Source organism: Oerskovia sp. Root918, from assembly GCF_001428945.1.
GTDB lineage: Bacteria > Actinomycetota > Actinomycetes > Actinomycetales > Cellulomonadaceae > Oerskovia > Oerskovia enterophila.
Genome location: NZ_LMJG01000012.1, coordinates 206,167 through 223,910 on the forward strand (window position 1 = coordinate 206,167; position 17,744 = coordinate 223,910).

Below are 17,744 nucleotides of genomic sequence, written 5' to 3' on the forward strand. Positions count from 1 at the left end.
GGATATCCCGGTGTGCTTCTGACAACGGATCCACGCCCCGATCAGGGGCCTCGGCGGAGGCGCCCCGCGACGAGGACGCGGGCGTCGCGGCATCGGGGTCCACGAGCGTGGGAGCCGACTGCGTCGAGGCGAGGATCTCCGCGAGGTGCATGGTGCGCACCCCGGAGCGCAGCTTCGAGAGCCCGCCGCCGATGTGCATGAGGCACGAGTAGTCGCCCGCCGTGACGACCTCCGCGCCCGTCGACTTCACGTTCGACATCTTGTCGCTGAGCATCGCGGTCGACGTCTCGGAGTTCTTGAGCGCGAACGTCCCCCCGAACCCGCAGCAGCTCTCGGCACCGGGCAGTTCGACGAGGTCGATCCCGTCGACCGCCCGCAGGAGCTGGAGCGGCTTGTCGCCCACGCGGATCATGCGCAGCGAGTGGCACGTGGGGTGGTAGGTGACGCGGTGCGGGAAGTGTGCGCCGACGTCGGTCACGCCGAGCACGTCGACCAGCAGCTCGGACAGCTCGTAGGTCTTGGCGGCGAGGGCCTCGGCAGTCGCGCCCAGCTTCTCCTGCCCCGCGCGGCGGCACACCATGGCCTGCTGGTGGCGGATCGAGCCGGTGCACGAGCCCGACGGCACGACGATCGCGTCCCACTCGCCGTCGAGCGCGGGAGCAAAGGTCTCGACGTGGTTCCTGATGACGGGCACCGCCTCGTCGAAGTAGCCCGTGTTGACGTGCATCTGTCCGCAGCACGTCTGCTGCTCGGGGAAGTACACCTCGTGGCCGAGGCGTTCGAGGAGCTGGACGGTGGCCCGGGGGGCCTGGGGGAACATCGCGTCGGCGATGCAGGTGGCGGCGAGGGCGATGCGCACTGGGGACTCCAGCCGGGCAGGGGGCGGTGGGATTCAGTCTGGTCCCGGCGGGCGGCGAGTGCCCGTCGGAGGTACCGCGCGGCCCTCCCGGCCCCTGCTCGGCGCCGAGCAGGCTGTGGTCTGACCACACGATGTCCGAGCCACTGTAGACCATCGTGGGCATGTGGTCAGACCACATGCGGACGGCGTGTCAGAACGCGGCTGGTCCCCCGAACGCCAGGGCGGAGCCGAGCATGCTGCCACGTGGCCTCCGTCACACAGGAAGGCCTCTTATCCTGCGGACTGCCGGCCCGCCGTGGGCTGAGTCGACGAGCCCGCCATCCTCGGGCTCGCGCTCTTCTCGTTGCTGGAGGTTCATCTCGTCATGCCTGTCCCGACACCGACACCCCCGCGTTCTCGGAGGCTCGTCGTCGGCGCCGTCGCTGCACTGACCGCCCTCGTCGCCGCGACCGGAGGGCTCGCGGCGACCGCACCGGTCGCCACCGCGGCATCCACCACTGCCACCACTACCGACGACGGGCTCGCGGCGACCGCACCGGTCGCCACGGTCGACGTTCCGGCGTCCCCCGTGGGCGAGTTCTCTGCCGCCATGTGCCCTGGCGCCACGCACCACGACCCGAGGTGGTCCGGGCCCGACTACTACACCGACCTCACGCTCGTCTCCGGCGAGCGGCTGGAGGCGTACAACGCGGGACAGCTCGTCCCGCTCTACGACGTCGACGGGACGGCCGACGCCAGCTCGCACCCGCCGCTGTGCGCCGTCCGGTACGACGCCGCGACCGACCGCCCGGTGTCCGAGTGGTCGTTCTGCACCGACGCCCTCCTGAACACGTGCAACAACCTGCTGCCAGGCGGTGTGCTCGCGGAAGGGGACGTCCCGATCCCGTTCCCCACCCTGGTGAGCCCGCAACGTCTGAACGAGCAGCAGCTCGCCGCCGTCGACACGATGATCCGCGACGGCTACACGTCCCCCCTGGGCCTTACTGGTCGGGCTGACGGATCGGTGTCGGAGCGGCTCACGCTCCAGTCGATGGTCTGGTGCGTCACCGACGGGGTCAACTGCGACATGTTCGGGCTGGACCACGAAGAGATCACCTGGCTCGCGGACATGGGCCGCGAGTGGGTCGACGTGACCGCGACGAACCCGACGGTCTTGGCCGGGCAGGAGATCTCGTGGGACCTCAGGACCACTGCCTTCGGGAGCCCCATCGCCATCAGCTCGGACGTGCCCGTCCGGGTGTGCGAGGAGTCCGCCGGGCACGCGGAGCTCACGACGGACGGCGTCCTCGTCATTCACGACGCCCCCACCTACCCCGCGGAGGTCAGGCTGTGTGCCGACGCCGTCGCTGACGAGGGATCCGTCATGCTGACGGCGCGCGGCGGTGGGGACGGCACGTCCTACCATCAGAGCGACGTCACGAGCACTCCCCTCGGCGAGGACTGCCAGATCTACGCGACGTGGGAGCTGGCGCCGTTCAAGGACAGCGAGACGGTCACGGTCTCGTCGGAGCCGTCGGAGCCGTCGGAGCCGTCGGAGCCGTCGGAGCCGTCGGAGCCTCCGGCCGACGAGCCGACTGACGAGCCGGCCGACGAGCCGACCGCCGACGCACCGGGCGACGGGTCGAGCACGGGCTCGTCGACGGGCACCTCGACGTCCGGCGCGACGACGGAGGGCGAGCCCTCCACGGCGTCGGTCCCGTCGTCCGCCGACGGGGCCCGGGAGTCGCAGAAGCCCGGCCGGCTCGCCACGACGGGAACCGCGCTCGGAACGGCGGTCGGCGCGGCGGCGCTGCTCGTCGTCGGCGGAACGGTCGTCCTGCTCCTGCGGAGCGGGCGCCTGACACCGACTGACTCTGACTGACACCGACTGACACCAACTGACGCCCCAGCCGGTCTCCCGCAGGGCGTCGTCAGGACGAGCGTGACCGAGCTGCCGTGCTCGTCCTGCCGACGCCCCGCGGCACTACGCTGACCTCGTGCGCACCCACGAGATCGTCCTCGCCCGCATCGAGGCCGACCTGGCCGCAGGCCGCTGGGGCCTCGGTGAACGGCTCCCGGCCGAGCGTGCGCTCGCCGAGGAGCTCGGCGTCTCGCGCCCCTCGGTCCGTGAGGCGCTGCGCGTCCTGGAGGCCATGGGCATCGTCCGCACCGCGGTCGGTTCGGGGCCCGACGCCGGAGCCACCGTCATCGACCGGCCCGCCGCGGGCCTGGGGGCGGCCGTGCGTCTGCACGTCGCGTCCGGGACGCTCGTGGTCCGCGACGTCGTGGAGACCCGGGTGCTCCTGGAGACCTGGGCGGTCGGGCAGGCCGCCGCGACCGCCGGCGGCGCGGGACTGTCCGAGGCCGTCGCGCTGCTCGACACCATGGACGACCCCTCGCTCGACCCGGCCCGCTTCCGCGAGCTCGACGCGGCGTTCCACGTGGCCCTCGTCCGGCTCGCGGGCAACGTCCTGGTGGAGGCCGTCATGACGGGCCTGCGGGGTGCGATCGAGTCCTACGTCGAGGTCGGCACGGAGCGGTTGGAGGACTGGCCCCGCACCGCGGTGCGCCTGCGCGCCGAGCACCGCGCGGTCCTCGACGCGGTCGCGCGCGGCGACGGTGCCGGGGCGGCGGACGCGGTGCGCGAGCACATCGAGGGCTTCTACCGCGAGGCGGGGTTGTGATGGAGGCGCTGGGCGAGCTGATCGGTGCGCTGCTCGAGGGGATCTTTGGGTCCTACTTCGCGGAGCGTCGGGCGCGCAGGCGCGAGCTGAAGCTCCGTCGGTCGGGAGGGATCTCGTGCTACCTCCGCACCGTGCACGGGCTGCACCCGAACCTGTCCCCGATCTGGAGCTTCGAGGAGGTCAGGCTCACCCCCGGAGCGATCTCGACCAGGCGCCTGAGCGTGCCCACCGACGGGTTGGACCCGACGACCGTGCGGCCCGCGAAGGACAGGGAGCTGTGGACCGTCCCGCCCGAGACGACGGTCGTCATGATCCGGGTCCCGGACGGCATGGTCCAGTGGGCCGTGCCCGAGGACCGGTTCGAGTGGGCGCTGGGCCTCGTCGCGCCGGTGGTCGACGGCGCTCCGCACGGGGCGCCCGCGACGTAGGGTTCCCTTCATGATCATCGACCACCTGGACGTCCTCGCCGCGGCCCAGCGCATCGCGGGGCAGGTGCGTCCCGTCGCGCTCGCGCCCATGGACCCCGGTGCGCTCGGTGCCGCGACAGGTGTGTTCGCGCTCGAGCTCATGCAGCACACGGGCTCGTTCAAGGCTCGGGGTGCCCTGAACTTCGTGGGTGCGCACCTGGATGCGGGCACGCTGCCCGAGGCCGGGATCGTGATCGCGTCGGGCGGGAACGCTGGCATGGCGAACGCGTGGGCAGCGCGGGCCCACGGGGTCCGGGCGACCGTGTTCGTGCCCGAGTCCGCGCCGGCGGTCAAGGTCGCGCGCCTGCGCACGCTCGGCGCCGAGGTCCACCAGGTGGGGTCCGAGTACGCCGAGGCGCTCGACGCCGCGCAGCGCTTCGCGGCCGAGACGGGAGCACTGGCGTCGCACGCCTACGACAACCCGCTGATCGCGGCGGGGGCGGGCACGCTGATCGAGGAGATCGTCGCGGCGCGGATCGATGTCGACACCGTGGTCGTCGCGGTCGGAGGCGGCGGGTTGTTCAGCGGCGTGGCCGCTGCGGCGCACCCGCACGGGATCAGGGTCGTGGCGGTCGAACCCCGCGGGGCCCAGGCCCTGCACGCCGCGCTCGCGGCGGGCGAGGTAGTCGACGTCCCCGTCGCGTCGGTCGCGGCCGACTCGCTCGGCGCCCGCCGCACCTCCGAGATGGCGCTTTCGCTCGCGCAGAGCGACGGCGTGTGCTCGGTCCTGGTCACCGACGAGGCGATCGTCGCCGCGCGCCGGCACCTGTGGGACGAGCGGCGGCTCGTCGTCGAGCACGGTGCCGCTGCGGCGCTCGCCGCGCTCGAGTCGCGCGCCTACGTGCCCGAGCCGGGCGAGACCGTCGCGGTCGTGCTGTGCGGGGCGAACACGGACCCCTCGGACCTCGTGCGCTGATCGCTGCCCGGCCTGCCTTCCGTCGGGTCGCCGTCCGCAGGCCCGCCCTGTTCCGTTCCGGGCGTGCCCCCTCGCTCACGCGCCCCTGGCGAGCGCGCCCGACCGCGGCGCCCCTGTTGCGCCCCGAGGGGCCCCGTCCCACCCTGGAGGGGCGCGACGTGCCGCCCGGACGCACCCCGTCCGGGCGGCCGCCCGCCGACGTTCCCCCAGGAACCGGGGCGGTTCTCGCGCGTTCAGGTCACGTCCCGCCGATCGTCGGACGCCAGCGCCCGACGGTCCCCAGCACCCACCGGCCGCCAGGAAGGACCCTGCGATGAGCGACACCGCGCGACCCACGACCCAGGCCCCGGGCGAACCCGAGCTGGTGCTGTCCAAGGGCACGGTCTACGTGATCTTCAGCGCCCTGCTGGCTGCGATGTTCCTGTCCGCGCTGGACCAGTCCGTGGTGGGCACGGCGCTGCCCACGATCGTGGGGGACCTCGGTGCGGCCCAGGACGAGGGGTGGATCATCACGGCCTACCTCCTCGCGATCGCGATCGTGATGCCGATCTACGGCAAGATCGGCGACCTGCGGGGGCGTCGTCTGCCGTTCCTCGTCGCGATCGCGATCTTCGTGGTCGGCTCGACGGGTTCGGCGCTGTCGTCGTCGTTCGTGGACCTCGTGGTGTGGCGCTCGGTCCAGGGGCTCGGGGCCGGGGGCCTGGTCATCCTGAGCCAGGCGATCATCGCCGACATCGTCTCGGCCCGGGACCGCGGCCGGTACATGGGTCCCATGGGGGCGGTGTTCGGGATCGCCACGGTCGCGGGACCGCTGCTGGGCGGCTGGTTCACGGACGGGCCGGGGTGGCGCTGGTGCTTCTGGCTCAACGTCCCGATCGGCCTGATCGCGTTCGGGATCGCCTGGTTCAAGCTCCGGCTCCCGTCGCGCACGCCGAGCAAGCGGTTCGACGTCGGGGGCGCGCTCCTGATGGCGGTCACGACCGCGGGCATCGTGCTCCTCACGAGCTGGAGCTCGATCACGAGCGCGAAGAAGTACGACTGGAGCAGCCCGGCCCTGCTCACGGTGCTGGTCGTGACGGTGCTCGCGCTGATCGCCTTCCTCGTCGTCGAGACCCGCGTGGCCGACCCCCTCATCCCGCTCCACCTGTTCCGGAGCCGGACGTTCTCGGTCTCGGTCTCGATCGCCCTGATCCTCGGGATGACGATGTTCGCGGCGCTGTCGTTCCTGCCGACCTTCCTGCAGATGGCCCACGGCTACGGCGCGACCGAGTCGGGGCTGCTCATGCTGCCCATGACGGTGGGCCTGATGATCACGGCGATCGGTTCGGGTCTGCTCATCGCGCGCAGCGGGAGGTACAAGATCTACCCGATCCTCGGGATGGGGATCGCGACGGTGGGGCTGGTCCTGCTCACGCAGCTCACGGCCGACATCTCGATGCTGACGTTCGGCGCGATGATCTTCGTGCTCGGGTTCGGGCTGGGCCTCGTGCTGCAGACCATCGTGATCGCGGTGCAGAACTCGGTCGCCCCCGAGATGGTGGGAGTGGCGACGTCCACCAACAACTTCCTGCGCGAGATCGGGGCCGCGGTCGGCACCAGCGTGTTCTCGACCGTGTTCACCTCGAGGCTGACGTCCAACCTGGCCGACGCGACCAAGGAGCTGCCGGCGAGCGAGATGCCCAAGGACTTCGGTCCGGACGCTCTCACACCGGATGCCGTCAAGGAGCTGCCGGCGGCGCTGCACGACCTCGTCGTCAACGCCTACACCGACGCGCTCGCGCCGGCCTTCTGGTACCTGGTCCCGCTCGGGGTGCTGGGCTTCGTCATCGCGTTCTTCATGAAGGAGCTCAAGCTCTCCGACCAGGCGGGTCTGGTCGCGAGGGGCGCAGCGGTCGCGAAGTGAGGCCTGCCGGTCACCGGTCCGGCACCCCCTGATGCCCGACGGCGGAGCGCACCCAGGTACGTGGGTGCGCTCCGCCGTCGGGCATCAGGGCAGGAGGGTCAGCCGAAGATCTCGTCCTCGAGCAGTACCACGCCCTCGAGGCGGTTGCGCACCGACGTCACACGCCAGCGGTCCGGGAAGAGCGCCAGGTACTCGCCGTCCTCGCGCTGGAGGACCTCGACGCCGGGCTGCTCGTTGAGCTGCGCGACCCAGTCCTTCGTGGTCCGCAGCGCCATGGAGTAGCCCAGGCGGTCGAGCGACACGGGCGCGTTGAACTCCGTCGCCATGCGGTGCTCGGCGACCTCGAACTGCATGGGGCCCACCACGGCCAGGACCGGGGCCTGGTCACCGCGCAGGTCGGAGCGCAGGACCTGGACCACGCCCTCGGCGCCGAGCTGCATGACGCCGCGCTGGAACTGCTTGTAGCGCGAGACGTCCTTGGCGCGCATGACCGCGAAGTGCTCGGGGGCGAACGTCGGCAGGGGCGGGAACTCGACCTTCTTGTCCAGGTAGAGCGTGTCGCCCACGCGCAGGCCCGCCGCGTTGACCAGCCCCACGACGTCGCCCGGGTAGGCCGTGTCGACGATGGTGCGCTCGCGACCGAAGACCTGCTGCGCGTACTTGGTCGCGAACGGCTTGCCCGTGCGGGCCGAGCTCACGACCATGCCGCGCTCGAACACGCCCGAGCAGATGCGCGCGAACGCGAGCCGGTCGCGGTGCGCGGTGTCCATGCCGGCCTGCATCTTGAAGACGAACGCGCTGAAGGGCGCCTCGACCGGGCGGGTGTCCTCGGTGACCGTGACGCGGGGCGACGGCGAGGGCGCGACGTCGACCAGGACGTCGAGCAGCGCGTGGACGCCGAAGTTCTGCACGGCGGACCCGAACAGGACGGGCGTCGTCTGCCCGGCCAGGAACGTCTCCTGGTCGTGGTCGCCGTTGGAGTCGGCGAGCAGCTCGGCCTCCTCGACCGCGGTGGTCCAGGCATCGCCCTCGCGCGCCACGGCCGCGTCCGGGCCCATGACCTCCTCGGGCGCGATCGTGGTGCCGCCGGCCGTGCGCGTGTAGTGCACGTACTGACCCGTGCGGCGGTCCAGCACGCCCCGGAAGTCGCCGCCGACGCCCACGGGCCACGTGAGGGGCGTGGGGACCAGGCCCGTGCGCTCCTGGATCTCGTCCATGAGCTCGAGCGCGTCCTTGCCCGGACGGTCCCACTTGTTGATGACCGTGATGAGCGGGATGCCGCGGTGCTTGCAGACCGCGAAGAGCTTCATGGTCTGGACCTCGAGGCCCTTGGCGGCGTCGACCAGCATGACCGCGGCGTCGACCGCGGACAGCACGCGGTACGTGTCCTCGGAGAAGTCCGCGTGCCCCGGGGTGTCGACGAGGTTGATCATCGCGTCGCGGTAGGTGAACTGGAGGGCCGCGGACGTGATCGAGATGCCACGGTCCTGCTCCATGTCCATCCAGTCGGACACCGTGCGCCGGCCCGCCTTGCCGTCGGCGCGGCCCGCCTCGCGGATCGCGTTGGCGTGCAGCGCGAGCGCCTCGGTGAGCGTCGACTTGCCGGCGTCGGGGTGGCTGATGACCGCGAACGAGCGGCGGCGCGAGGCCTCCGCGAGGACGGTCGCCTGCTCCTTCGCCGGGCTGGCCGGGGTGGTGGTGCTGGAGGGCGTGGTGGGCTGGTCCGCTGAGGGCACTGGAACGTCCTGTGGCTTCCTGCAGTTTCCTGCGCGATCGAGGGCAAGGGGGCGGGGCGCATCCGCGCGGGACGCAGCACCCAGCTCTCCATTCTCCCGCGAGATCGAGCCGGCCGTGACCACGGCGGCGACGGCTCACTCCGGGGCGGGATCACCGCGGCTCAGCCGGATCTCCTCGAGGTCGAGCCGGGCCTGCACCTGCCGCAGGACGGTGTCGTCGATCGCCCGCTGGTCGCGCAGGCGCACGACCGTCTCGCGCTTGCGAGCGAGCAGCGCGAGGCGCAGCTCGGTGTACTCGTCGTCGAGGAGCACCGCGGGGTCGGGGTCGTCCCCCTCGCCGTCCCGGGCGCGGAGCAGCGTGAGGTGCTCCTCGTACTCGCCACGCAGCCGGTCGACGACCGACGGGTCGGTGCCGAGCGCCGCCGCGACGTCCGGGAGCGCGTCGAGGGCCTCCTGCGCGGCCGTCTCGTCGGCGAGCCGACGTTCGCGAGCCAGCCCGTCGTCGTCGGGCAGGCGCGCCCACCGGATCGTCGGGGCCAGCAGGAGCCCCTGGACGACGAGCGTCGTCGCGACCACGCCGCACGTGATGAAGACGATGAGGTCGCGGTCGGGGAAGGGCGCGCCCGAGCTCAGGTGCGTGGGCACCGCGAGCGCCGCGGCCAACGACACCGCGCCCCGGAAGCCCGCGACCGTGCTGACCGCGCGCGCCCGGTTCGTGACGCGCCGCCCGCGCTGGGACGGACGCCGGTCGACGAGCCGGATCGTGTAGGCCGAGAGCACGAGGAACGCGAACCGCACCACGAGGATGACCACGCACACGACCGCGACGCCGACGATCGCCGTGACGAGGTCCTCGGACACCAGGTTGCGCACCGCGGACTGTGCCTCGAGCCCTACGAGCACGAACAGCGACGCGTTGATGAGGTAGGTCGAGACCGACCAGAACGCGACGGTCTGCTGCCGCGTGGCCGCGCGCCCGATGCGCGGCCCGACCTGGCTCATGACGAGACCGCACACGACCACGGCCAGCACGCCGGACGCCTCGATCAGCTCGGCGAGCAGGTATGCCGTGAACGGGATGAGCAGGACGACCACGTTGCCGAGCAGCGGGTCGTCGATGCGGCGCCGGGCGAGGACCGCGAGCCACGCGACGAGCAGGCCCACCGCGATCCCGCCGCCGTACGCGAGCACGAACAGCCAGGTCACGTGCCCGGCGCTGAGCGTCTCCTCGCCCACGGTCACGCCCACCGCGACGCCGTAGAGGACGAGCGCGGTGCCGTCGTTGACGAGGCTCTCTGCCCGCAGGACCGTGACCGTGCGCCGGGGCAGGGCGCGTGCGAGGACGCCGACGGCGGTCGCGTCGGTCGGGGCGACCGCCGCGCCCAGGACCCACGCGGGACCCCACGGCAGACCCAGCGCGTGGGCGGCGGTCGCGACGGCCGCCGCGGTGACGACCACGAGCAGCGTGCTCGTCAGGACGATCCCGCGCAGGGTCGCGCGGATCTCGCGCAACGAGATGGTGATGGCCTCCCAGTAGAGGAGCACGGGGAGGAAGACGAGCAGCATGAGCTCGGGAGGCAGGTGCACCTGCCGCAGGGCGGGCACGAACCCGAGGACGATCCCCGCGACGAGCAGCAGGATCGGGTCGGCGACCCGCGTGCGGCGAGCAAGGATCCCGCACACCACGATGACCACGCCGAGGACCACGACGAGCTCGAGGCCGATCACCGCTGCCTCCTGGGGGGGTCTCGTGCGCCCGGCACGCCTGGGCGGCCGGTGGTCAGGGTGCCGGGCCCGTGGCACGGGCCCAGCACCGCTCGCAGCTACTTCGCCGTCGGGATCGGGTGCCCCTCGGAGGCCTGCACGACGACGATGCCGCGACCCGTGAGACCGAGCTGGTACGCCTCGCCCGACCCGCGGCCGATCGCGGCCGAGAGCTTCGCGGTCTTGCGGATCGTGGACGTGAGCGAGCTCGACCACAGGACCGCGGCCTGCATGTCGACGTACGTGGGCTCGTCGACGTCGAGGACCACGGGCGTCCCGTACGCCGTCACGGCGAGCGCACCCGTGCCCGTGAACGTGGTGTTGAAGAGTCCGCCGCTCATCATGGACGCACCCTCGACGCGGTTGATGTCCCACGTCAGGGTGCTCTCGAACGCGAGGACGTTCGAGCCGTTGACCGTGACGGACTCGCCCTCCAGGTGCAGGACGAACACCTGGTCCGCGTCCTGGGCGAGGAACACGTCGCCGCTGCCCGAGACCTTCATGAGGGACATGCCCTCACCCGTGAAGGCCTTCTTGAACATCTTGGCGACACCGCCCGAGCCCTCGTACGCGAAGTCGACGTCGCCCTGGTACGCGACCATGGAGCCCTGCCGGGCGTAGAAGAAGCCGCCCGTGCCCGCGAGGTCGACCTTGAGCATGCGGTCGTTCTGCAGCTGGAAGCTCCCCGGCTCGCCGGGCTGTTCGGTGTGGTTCATGAGTGTGCTGCGCATGGCACCGATCATCCGGCACACGGGGAGCCGCTGCACTCGCGAGGACACCGGTCACGACCTAGATCGTCGGGTCGAACCCGGTCGAGAACAGGGCGGCGACGACCGCCCCGGCCGTCACGACCACGAACGTCACGAACACCAGACGCTCGACCCCGGGGCTGCGGGACCACGCCTGTCGGCGGGCGACGAGCAGGAGGACCAGACTTGCGACGACGACGCCCGCCGACACCATCGCCGCACCCGTCCGGGTGCTCTGCGCCGGGCAGGGGGGCAGCATGTCCAAGGAGCCGTCCGTCCCGCTCCCCGCCGCGGCGCACACGACCTCGAGCGTCGCGCTCCACACGAGCACCACCAGCGCAGCGGCGGCCAGCAGCACGGCACGCCGGACCGGGTGGACCGGGTGGACCTCCGTCGCCGGGCGTGCCGGGTCGTGGGGGCTCGTCGCGACCTCGTCGTCGGGCATCGCAGCAGTCTGGCAATTACCGCGCCTTCCCGCCAGCCCCGCCGGCACGTCGACCCGGACCCGGCCGCGCCCGACCACGGCTCGCAGCGCGCCCAACGGCGCGCCGCCGCTGCCCACAGGTTCCCGGGGAGACGATGGCCCGATGAGCGCGCAGAGCGAGACCGTCGGTCGGGTGCAGGTCGTGACGAGCCATGGCGCGGTCGAGGGGACCGTCGCCCACGGCGTCGAGCAGTTCCTCGGCGTCCCGTACGCGGCTCCGCCGTTCGGCGCGCGCCGCTTCGCGCCTCCCCGTCCGGTCGAGCCGTGGGACGGCGTCCGGGACGCGACGTGCCACGGGGCCACGGCGCCCCAGTCGCCCTACCCTGGGGCGCTCGGGGCCCTGCTGCCGACCGTGACGGTCGCGGGGGACGACGTGCTCCACGTCAACGTCTTCACCCCGGCGGACCGAGGCACCGACCTGCTCCCCGTCGTGGTGTGGGTGCACGGCGGCTCGCTCGCGCACGGGTCCAACGCGCTCGCGGGCTACGACGGCACGCGGTTCGCCCAGGACGGCGTCGTGCTCGTCGGCGTCAACTACCGGCTCGGGGCCGAGGGGTTCTCGGTGCTCGACGGCGCTCCCCGCAATCTCGGCCTGGCCGACCAGCTCGCCGCGCTGCGCTGGGTCCAGGACGAGGTCGCGGCGTTCGGTGGCGACCCGCGCCGGGTGACGCTCGCGGGCCAGTCGGCCGGGGGCAACACGGTCTCGGCGATCCTCGCGCACCCCTCGGCCCCCGACCTGGTCGCCCGGGCGATCGTCCAGAGCGGCCCCCTGTCCGCCCAGCCGGCCGCGAGGGCGGGGCGCATCACGCGCGCCATGGGCAAGGACCTGGGGGTCCCGACGACGCGCGCGGGCTTCGCAACCGTCCTGCCCGAGGCGCTCGTCGCCTCGCAGGACCGCGTGACCGCGGGGGCCACGCCGCTCACGGGAGGGCCCGGGTTCGCGCTCGTCCTCGACGACGACCTGGTGCCCCGCACGCCCCAGGACGCGCTCGTCGCGGGCGCCGGGAGCACGATCCCGCTGCTGATCGGGGCCACGACCGAGGAGTACCGCCTCTGGTTCGTGCCCACGGGGCTGCTGAGCCGGTTCCGGTGGTGGCACCTGGCCGTGGCGCGGCGCAAGGTCGGCATCTCGGCCCGGGCCGTCCGCCTGTTCCGGCGCAACCGCCCCGGGGCGACCGCGGGGGAGCTCCTCGGGGCGCTCGCGACCGACGTCCTGCTGCGCGTCCCGCTCCAGCAGGTCGCCGACGCGCGCCGGTCCGCCGGCGCGGAGACGTTCGTGTACGAGTTCGCGTGGCGCAGCCCGGTCCAGGACCTCGGTGCCGCGCACGCGGTCGAGCTCGGGTTCGTGTTCGACGGTCTCGCGACGCCCGACTCCGTCGCGCTCGCGGGCCCCGACGCCCCGCAGTCGCTCGCGACCGCGATGCACGGCGCGTGGGTCGCGTTCGCGACCTCGGGCGACCCGGGCTGGCAGCGCTGGGACGAGACCCGGCCCGTGCGGGTCTTCGACGGCGAGGGCGACCCCGTGGTCCTCGCACCGCGCGACGACGAACGGGCCGCGCTCGACGCGCCCTGAGATTTTCAGGAGAGGTCGCGCGGGTCGAAGATCTTCCCGTGCACAGCAGCCGCCCCGACACCGACGTCCTCGACGCCTCGTCCTCCGTACCGCCCGCCCGACCGTCCTCCACCGCGGACCCGCTCACCGGCCGGACCGGCCCCAACGCCTGGAGGCTCTACCGGGCCACGGGTCCCACCGGGGACGGCGCCGCCGCGCCCGGCCCGCAGCCCCCGCCCGTGCTGCTCCTGCACGGCGTGACCGACTCGGGGGAGTGCTGGCCCGGCACGGTCCGACACCTCGTCCGCACGCGCGACGTCCTGACGCTCGACGCGCGCGGCCACGGAGGTTCCGAGCTGCCCGACGAGCCGTTCACGCTCGCGGCGCTCGCGGACGACGCGGCCCGCGTGGTCCGGGACGTGCTCGGGCGCCCGGTGGTCGTCGTCGGGCACTCGATGGGCGGCCTGACGGCGCAGGAGCTCGCGCTGCGCCACCCCGACCTGGTCCTGGGCCTGGTCCTGGAGGACCCGGCGTGGGGCGTGCTCGACGCCGAGCACGACGAGGGCGGGCGGCCGCTCTTCCTCGCGCCGGGCATCGAGGCGGCCCGCGTACGCCTGACGGCGGAGCTCGCGGCGGACTTCCGCGCGCGCTTCCCGCAGTGGTCGCCCGAGGAGTCGGAGCCCTGGGCCCGCGCCCAGCGAGCGGTCTCGCCGCGCCTGCTGGAGGTCCCGCACGAGTGGACCGCCCGCGACTGGCCCGTCGCGTTCGGCGGGCGGGTGCCGGTCGTGGTCGCGGCGGGCGAGGTGTCGAGCTACTCGCTCGTGCCCGACGACGGCGCGCGCCGAGCCGAGCAGGTCCTCGCGGGCAGGGGCCGGGTCGTGCGGGTCGCCGGGGCGGGGCACTGCGTGCGGCGCGACGACCCGTCGGTGTTCCTGGGCCTGGTCGACGAGCTGCTGGCCGAGGTCGAGGGCTCGATGATCGGGGGGTGAGCGGGACCTCGGTCGCTCGGTGCTCGTCCGGCCCCGCACCGACCGGGCCCCGCACACCCTCCGGGGCCCGGTCGCGCGTCGGCGCAGCCGGCGGACGTCTACGCGAGGACGAGCTTGTCGCCGTCCGTCGGGTGGTCGGCGAGCGCGACGCTGCGGACCGCCGGGTCCTCGTAGGTGTTCCAGTAGTAGGTCGTGGTCCGGGAGGAGAAGAGCCCGGTGTAGATCGTGATCTCGAACTCGCCCGACCCCATCGCGGCGCACCCGTCGACCATCGCGACCTGCTGCAGCGTGTGGAACGCCCGGCTGACGTTCTCCTCCTCGGTCTCCTTGGCCCGGTAGTGGTTGTTGACGTACGCGGCGCGGACGAACCGGGAGGGCGAGTAGTAGTCCCCGGGGATCCCCCGCATGTGCGAGCCCGAGCCGAACGGAGTGAGGTGCGCGCTGCCGAGCACGGTGTCCTGGGGGAACTCGGGCGAGGTGTTGAGGTAGTTGCGCAGGTTCTCGTGGTGCCAGGAGAACCCGGGCTGGTTCGTCAGGACGTCGACGTCGTCGTGGAAGACCTGCATGCCGTCGCTCGTGTACTCCACGACGATCGCGCGCTCCGCGTCGGCGATGATCCAGTGGAGCAGCGAGCTCGGGTACTTGTCGTTGATCGGCTTGTCGACGATCGCCACGTCCTTGAGCGCGGCCTCGACCTCGTCCACGCTCGCGAACTGCGACGCCACCCACAGCGGGAACTCGTAGGCGGCGACGTTGACCGCGCCGTCGACGGGGCCGGTGGCGTACTCCGCGTACCCCGGGAAGTTGAGCCCCGCGACGGCCAGGCCCGCGTCGTTGCCGCAGTCGAAGTAGAGCGGGGTGTCCTCCTCGACGATGCCCATGCCGATGACAGCGTGCTCGATGCTGGGCACCGCGCCGAACGGTGACCTCGGTGCGTACCCCGTGGGGGTGACCACCACCTGCTCCCCGTACCCGCTCGTCCAGTCGAGGTTCCGTGCGAGGTAGACGTTCCCCTGCCCGTCCGAGAACCTGATTCCCGTGCACATAGCTGTACCCCTGTCGTCGTCGATGCAAGGCGAGGCGGACGCGGTCTGCCGTGCCCCGCGTCGTGCCCCCGTCCTTCCATGGTCGTCTCTGATCGACGGTCGTGCTCAGCGAGACCGCGAGCATCGAGCGCTCCAGGGCCGGGGCCACGCCCCCGCGCGCCTCGTCCCACGAGGTCGTCCAGGTCCCGCAAGAGGTCGGGCGCACGGACCGGCGACTTGGCCGATCCGCCCACCCGGGGGAATGATCGACCCATGCTCACCCTCACCGGAGCCGCCGGCTCGCGCATCGTCGGGATCGGCCACCACCAGCCCGAGCGGACGCTCACCAACGACGACATCGCTCAGCTGGTGGAGACCAACGACGAGTGGATCCGGTCGCGCACCGGGATCGTGACGCGTCACGTCGCGGCCGAGGACGAGACCGTGGCCGACATGGCGACCGCGGCGGCGCGCCACGCGCTCGAGGACGCCGGCATCGCGGCGAGCGCGGTCGACATGGTCATCGTCGCGACGGCCACGGCGCGCGACCGCTCGCCCAACACCGCGGGCCGGGTGGCGTACAACCTGCGCACGGGTGTCATGCCCGGCCAGTCCACGCCCGAGGAGGAGGACGCACCCGACCTGCGCGGCGTCGTCGGGCCTGTGATCCTGGACGTCAACGTCGCGTGCTCGGGCTTCGCGCACGCCCTGGGCCTCGCGGACCAGGCGATCCGCACGGGAGCCGCGACCACGGCCCTCGTGATCGGCGCCGAGAAGCTGACCGACTTCACCGACTGGACCGACCGCGTGACGTGCATCCTCACGGCCGACGGCGCGGGGGCGTTCGTGGTGCAGGGCACCGACACCCCGGGGATCGGGCCGGTCGCGTGGGGCTCGGAGCCCGAGCTGACCCCGGCCGTGCTCATCGAGGCCCCGGACGAGAAGTTCGTGCAGGACGGGCGCGCGGTCTTCCGCTGGGCCATCACGCGCGCGGCGGACCGGGCGCGTGCCGCGGTCGAGAAGTCTGGCCTGACGCTCGACGACATCGAGGTGCTCGTCGCGCACCAGGCGAACCTGCGGATCATCGAGCCGCTCGCCAAGGCGCTGGGCCTCGAGGACAAGGTCGTGGTCACGGACATCACCGAGTCGGGCAACACCTCGGCCGCGAGCATCCCGCTGGGCCTGTCGAAGTGGTGGCACTCGGGCAAGATCCCCGCGGGCGTGCCCGCGCTGCTCATCGGCTTCGGCGGAGGCTTCGCGTGGGCCGGGCAGGTCGTGGAGACGCCCTCGCGCTGATCCGCCCGCCGTCGACCGGTGGACCGCGGGCTGCCCGCTGCCCGCCGAGACGGCCGGACCGGCCCGTGGGGCGGGTCCCGCCGAGACGACCGGACGACGGCGTGCCACGCTGGGCGCATGGCTCGTGACGTGCGCGTGCGCCGCCTGCGCCGCGAGGCGTGGGGGTTCGTCGTCGGGTCGGCGTGCTTCCTGGTCGGCGCGGTGCCGTTCTACGCCCAGGCCGTAGGACCCGTCGCGGTGGGCGTGACGTTCTGCATCGGCTCGGTCTTCTTCACGCTCGCCGCGGCGATCCAGCTGAGCCTGAGCGGACGCCGGGTGCCCCGCAGGGGGACCCTCCCGGCCGACCGCTGGGACTGGTGGGCCGCGGCCGTCCAGCTCGCCGGGACCCTCTTCTTCAACATCAGCACGGCGGCCGCGCTGGGCGCGGCGATCGCCGACCCCACGCGCCTGGGCGCGGGCTGGCGGCCCGACGCCTACGGGTCGGTCGCGTTCCTGGTCTCGAGCGCGTTCGCGGTCGTCGCGACCCGGGACCGCGGTCACCTGTGGGACGCGGACGCGCGCACGTGGCACGGGACGTGGCTCAACCTGGTGGGCTCGGTCGCGTTCGGCGCCTCGGCCGTGGGCGCGTACGTGGTGCCGCAGACGGACTCGCTCGTGAGCGCGTTCTGGGCCAACCTCGGCACGCTGCTCGGCGCGGTGTGCTTCCTGGTCGCGGCGCTGCTGTCGCGCCGCACGATCGGCGAGGACGTGCCGCCCGCCGCGTCGTGAGCCGGCTACCGCGCGGTGCGGACGCGCGGCGCGGTCACGGCGTCCATGCCCTGCACGACGACGGCGCACCGGTCCTCGTCGTGCGCCGCGCCGTCGGCGGCGCGCTCGAGGAGGCGCCGCAGGGTCGCGCGGTCCGCGGGGTCGAGCCCCGCGAGCAGGTCCTCCTCGGCCGCCGCGACGCGCGCGTCGAGGTCGGCGAGGACCGTGCGCCCCTTGCCGGTCGCGACGATGCGCCGGGTCCGGCGGTCGGTGGGGTCGGCCTGGCGCTCGACGAGGTCGCAGTCGACGTACTTGTCGATCAGGTAGGTCATGACGGTCCGGTCGATCCCGAGCCGCGCCGCGAGCGCGGCCTGGCTGGGCGGGGTGTCGTGCACGACGGCGGAGAGCACCTGGTAGCCGCGCGTCCCGTCGGGCAGGTCCTGGGCGAGCGCGTCGACGCGAGCGCTCCACTCGCGCAGGAGCGCGGTGAGCGACCAGCCGAGAGGGCTGGGGGAGCGGGAGGTGTCCGGCGTCGCGAGGGTCACGCCCCCAGGATACAACGGAATGATCTAGAGAGAAGATGAGTTGCTGGTG

The 17,744-nt window shown here is 73.0% G+C and carries 15 protein-coding genes and 1 pseudogene; 9 read left to right on the forward strand and 7 right to left on the reverse strand.

From position 1 onward, the window contains the following. Positions 1 to 109: 109 nt before the first annotated feature. Positions 110 to 859: pseudogene (locus ASE27_RS10395) on the reverse strand ((Fe-S)-binding protein); the annotation flags it as partial. 364 nt (positions 860 to 1,223) lie between these two features. Between ASE27_RS10395 and ASE27_RS20235 the strand changes: the two are divergent. From ASE27_RS20235 to ASE27_RS10420, 5 genes are all read left to right on the forward strand, one after another. Next, positions 1,224 to 2,720, forward strand: coding sequence for a hypothetical protein (locus tag ASE27_RS20235; RefSeq protein WP_056649522.1), 1,497 nt, complete (start codon positions 1,224 to 1,226; stop codon positions 2,718 to 2,720). Between the two features lie 115 nt (positions 2,721 to 2,835). Beyond that, complete coding sequence (locus ASE27_RS10405; protein ID WP_056649525.1) at positions 2,836 to 3,522, forward strand: FadR/GntR family transcriptional regulator; 687 nt, start codon at positions 2,836 to 2,838, stop codon at positions 3,520 to 3,522. After that, complete coding sequence (locus tag ASE27_RS10410; protein WP_157257532.1) at positions 3,519 to 3,950, forward strand: hypothetical protein; 432 nt, start codon at positions 3,519 to 3,521, stop codon at positions 3,948 to 3,950. Before ASE27_RS10405 ends, ASE27_RS10410 begins: the two co-directional genes overlap by 4 nt. A gap of 13 nt (positions 3,951 to 3,963) precedes the next feature. Further along, complete coding sequence (locus ASE27_RS10415) at positions 3,964 to 4,905, forward strand: serine/threonine dehydratase (RefSeq protein WP_235535421.1); 942 nt, start codon at positions 3,964 to 3,966, stop codon at positions 4,903 to 4,905. Between the two features lie 313 nt (positions 4,906 to 5,218). After that, positions 5,219 to 6,808, forward strand: a complete 1,590-nt coding sequence (locus ASE27_RS10420) for an MDR family MFS transporter (protein ID WP_056649534.1) — start codon at positions 5,219 to 5,221, stop codon at positions 6,806 to 6,808. A 98-nt stretch (positions 6,809 to 6,906) separates the two neighbouring features. On the opposite strand, the gene ASE27_RS10425 is transcribed toward ASE27_RS10420, so the two are convergent. The 4 genes from ASE27_RS10425 to ASE27_RS10440 form a co-directional block, all read right to left on the reverse strand. Continuing rightward, a complete protein-coding gene (locus ASE27_RS10425; RefSeq protein ID WP_056649537.1) occupies positions 6,907 to 8,544 on the reverse strand; it encodes a peptide chain release factor 3 in 1,638 nt (545 codons plus the stop codon). A gap of 135 nt (positions 8,545 to 8,679) precedes the next feature. Next, positions 8,680 to 10,272, reverse strand: coding sequence for a Na+/H+ antiporter (locus ASE27_RS10430; protein WP_056649540.1), 1,593 nt, complete (start codon positions 10,270 to 10,272; stop codon positions 8,680 to 8,682). Positions 10,273 to 10,367: 95 nt separating this feature from the next. Beyond that, on the reverse strand, positions 10,368 to 11,039 hold the full coding sequence (locus ASE27_RS10435; RefSeq protein ID WP_056649968.1) for an AIM24 family protein: 672 nt from the start codon (positions 11,037 to 11,039) through the stop codon (positions 10,368 to 10,370). 58 nt (positions 11,040 to 11,097) lie between these two features. Then, positions 11,098 to 11,502, reverse strand: a complete 405-nt coding sequence (locus ASE27_RS10440) for a hypothetical protein (protein WP_056649542.1) — start codon at positions 11,500 to 11,502, stop codon at positions 11,098 to 11,100. 142 nt (positions 11,503 to 11,644) lie between these two features. On the opposite strand from ASE27_RS10440, the gene ASE27_RS10445 reads away from it, so the two are divergent. After that, positions 11,645 to 13,114, forward strand: a complete 1,470-nt coding sequence (locus ASE27_RS10445) for a carboxylesterase/lipase family protein (RefSeq protein WP_056649545.1) — start codon at positions 11,645 to 11,647, stop codon at positions 13,112 to 13,114. Between the two features lie 38 nt (positions 13,115 to 13,152). Continuing rightward, the gene (locus ASE27_RS10450; RefSeq protein WP_056649547.1) at positions 13,153 to 14,082 is read left to right on the forward strand and encodes an alpha/beta fold hydrolase; all 930 of its coding nucleotides are present in this window, start codon (positions 13,153 to 13,155) and stop codon (positions 14,080 to 14,082) included. A 98-nt stretch (positions 14,083 to 14,180) separates the two neighbouring features. Here ASE27_RS10450 and bsh read toward each other — a convergent pair whose 3' ends face one another. Beyond that, complete coding sequence (gene bsh / locus ASE27_RS10455) at positions 14,181 to 15,128, reverse strand: choloylglycine hydrolase (protein ID WP_056649551.1); 948 nt, start codon at positions 15,126 to 15,128, stop codon at positions 14,181 to 14,183. Between the two features lie 252 nt (positions 15,129 to 15,380). Between bsh and ASE27_RS10460 the strand changes: the two genes are divergently transcribed. Both ASE27_RS10460 and ASE27_RS10465 read left to right on the forward strand, forming a co-directional pair. Next, positions 15,381 to 16,403: a beta-ketoacyl-ACP synthase III gene (locus tag ASE27_RS10460; RefSeq protein ID WP_056649554.1), complete on the forward strand. Its 1,023-nt coding sequence runs from the start codon at positions 15,381 to 15,383 to the stop codon at positions 16,401 to 16,403. Between the two features lie 117 nt (positions 16,404 to 16,520). Continuing rightward, a complete protein-coding gene (locus ASE27_RS10465) occupies positions 16,521 to 17,171 on the forward strand; it encodes a YrhK family protein (protein ID WP_056649557.1) in 651 nt (216 codons plus the stop codon). A gap of 5 nt (positions 17,172 to 17,176) precedes the next feature. Here ASE27_RS10465 and ASE27_RS10470 read toward each other — a convergent pair whose 3' ends face one another. Beyond that, on the reverse strand, positions 17,177 to 17,695 hold the full coding sequence (locus ASE27_RS10470; protein WP_056649560.1) for a MarR family winged helix-turn-helix transcriptional regulator: 519 nt from the start codon (positions 17,693 to 17,695) through the stop codon (positions 17,177 to 17,179). Positions 17,696 to 17,744 lie beyond the last annotated feature (49 nt).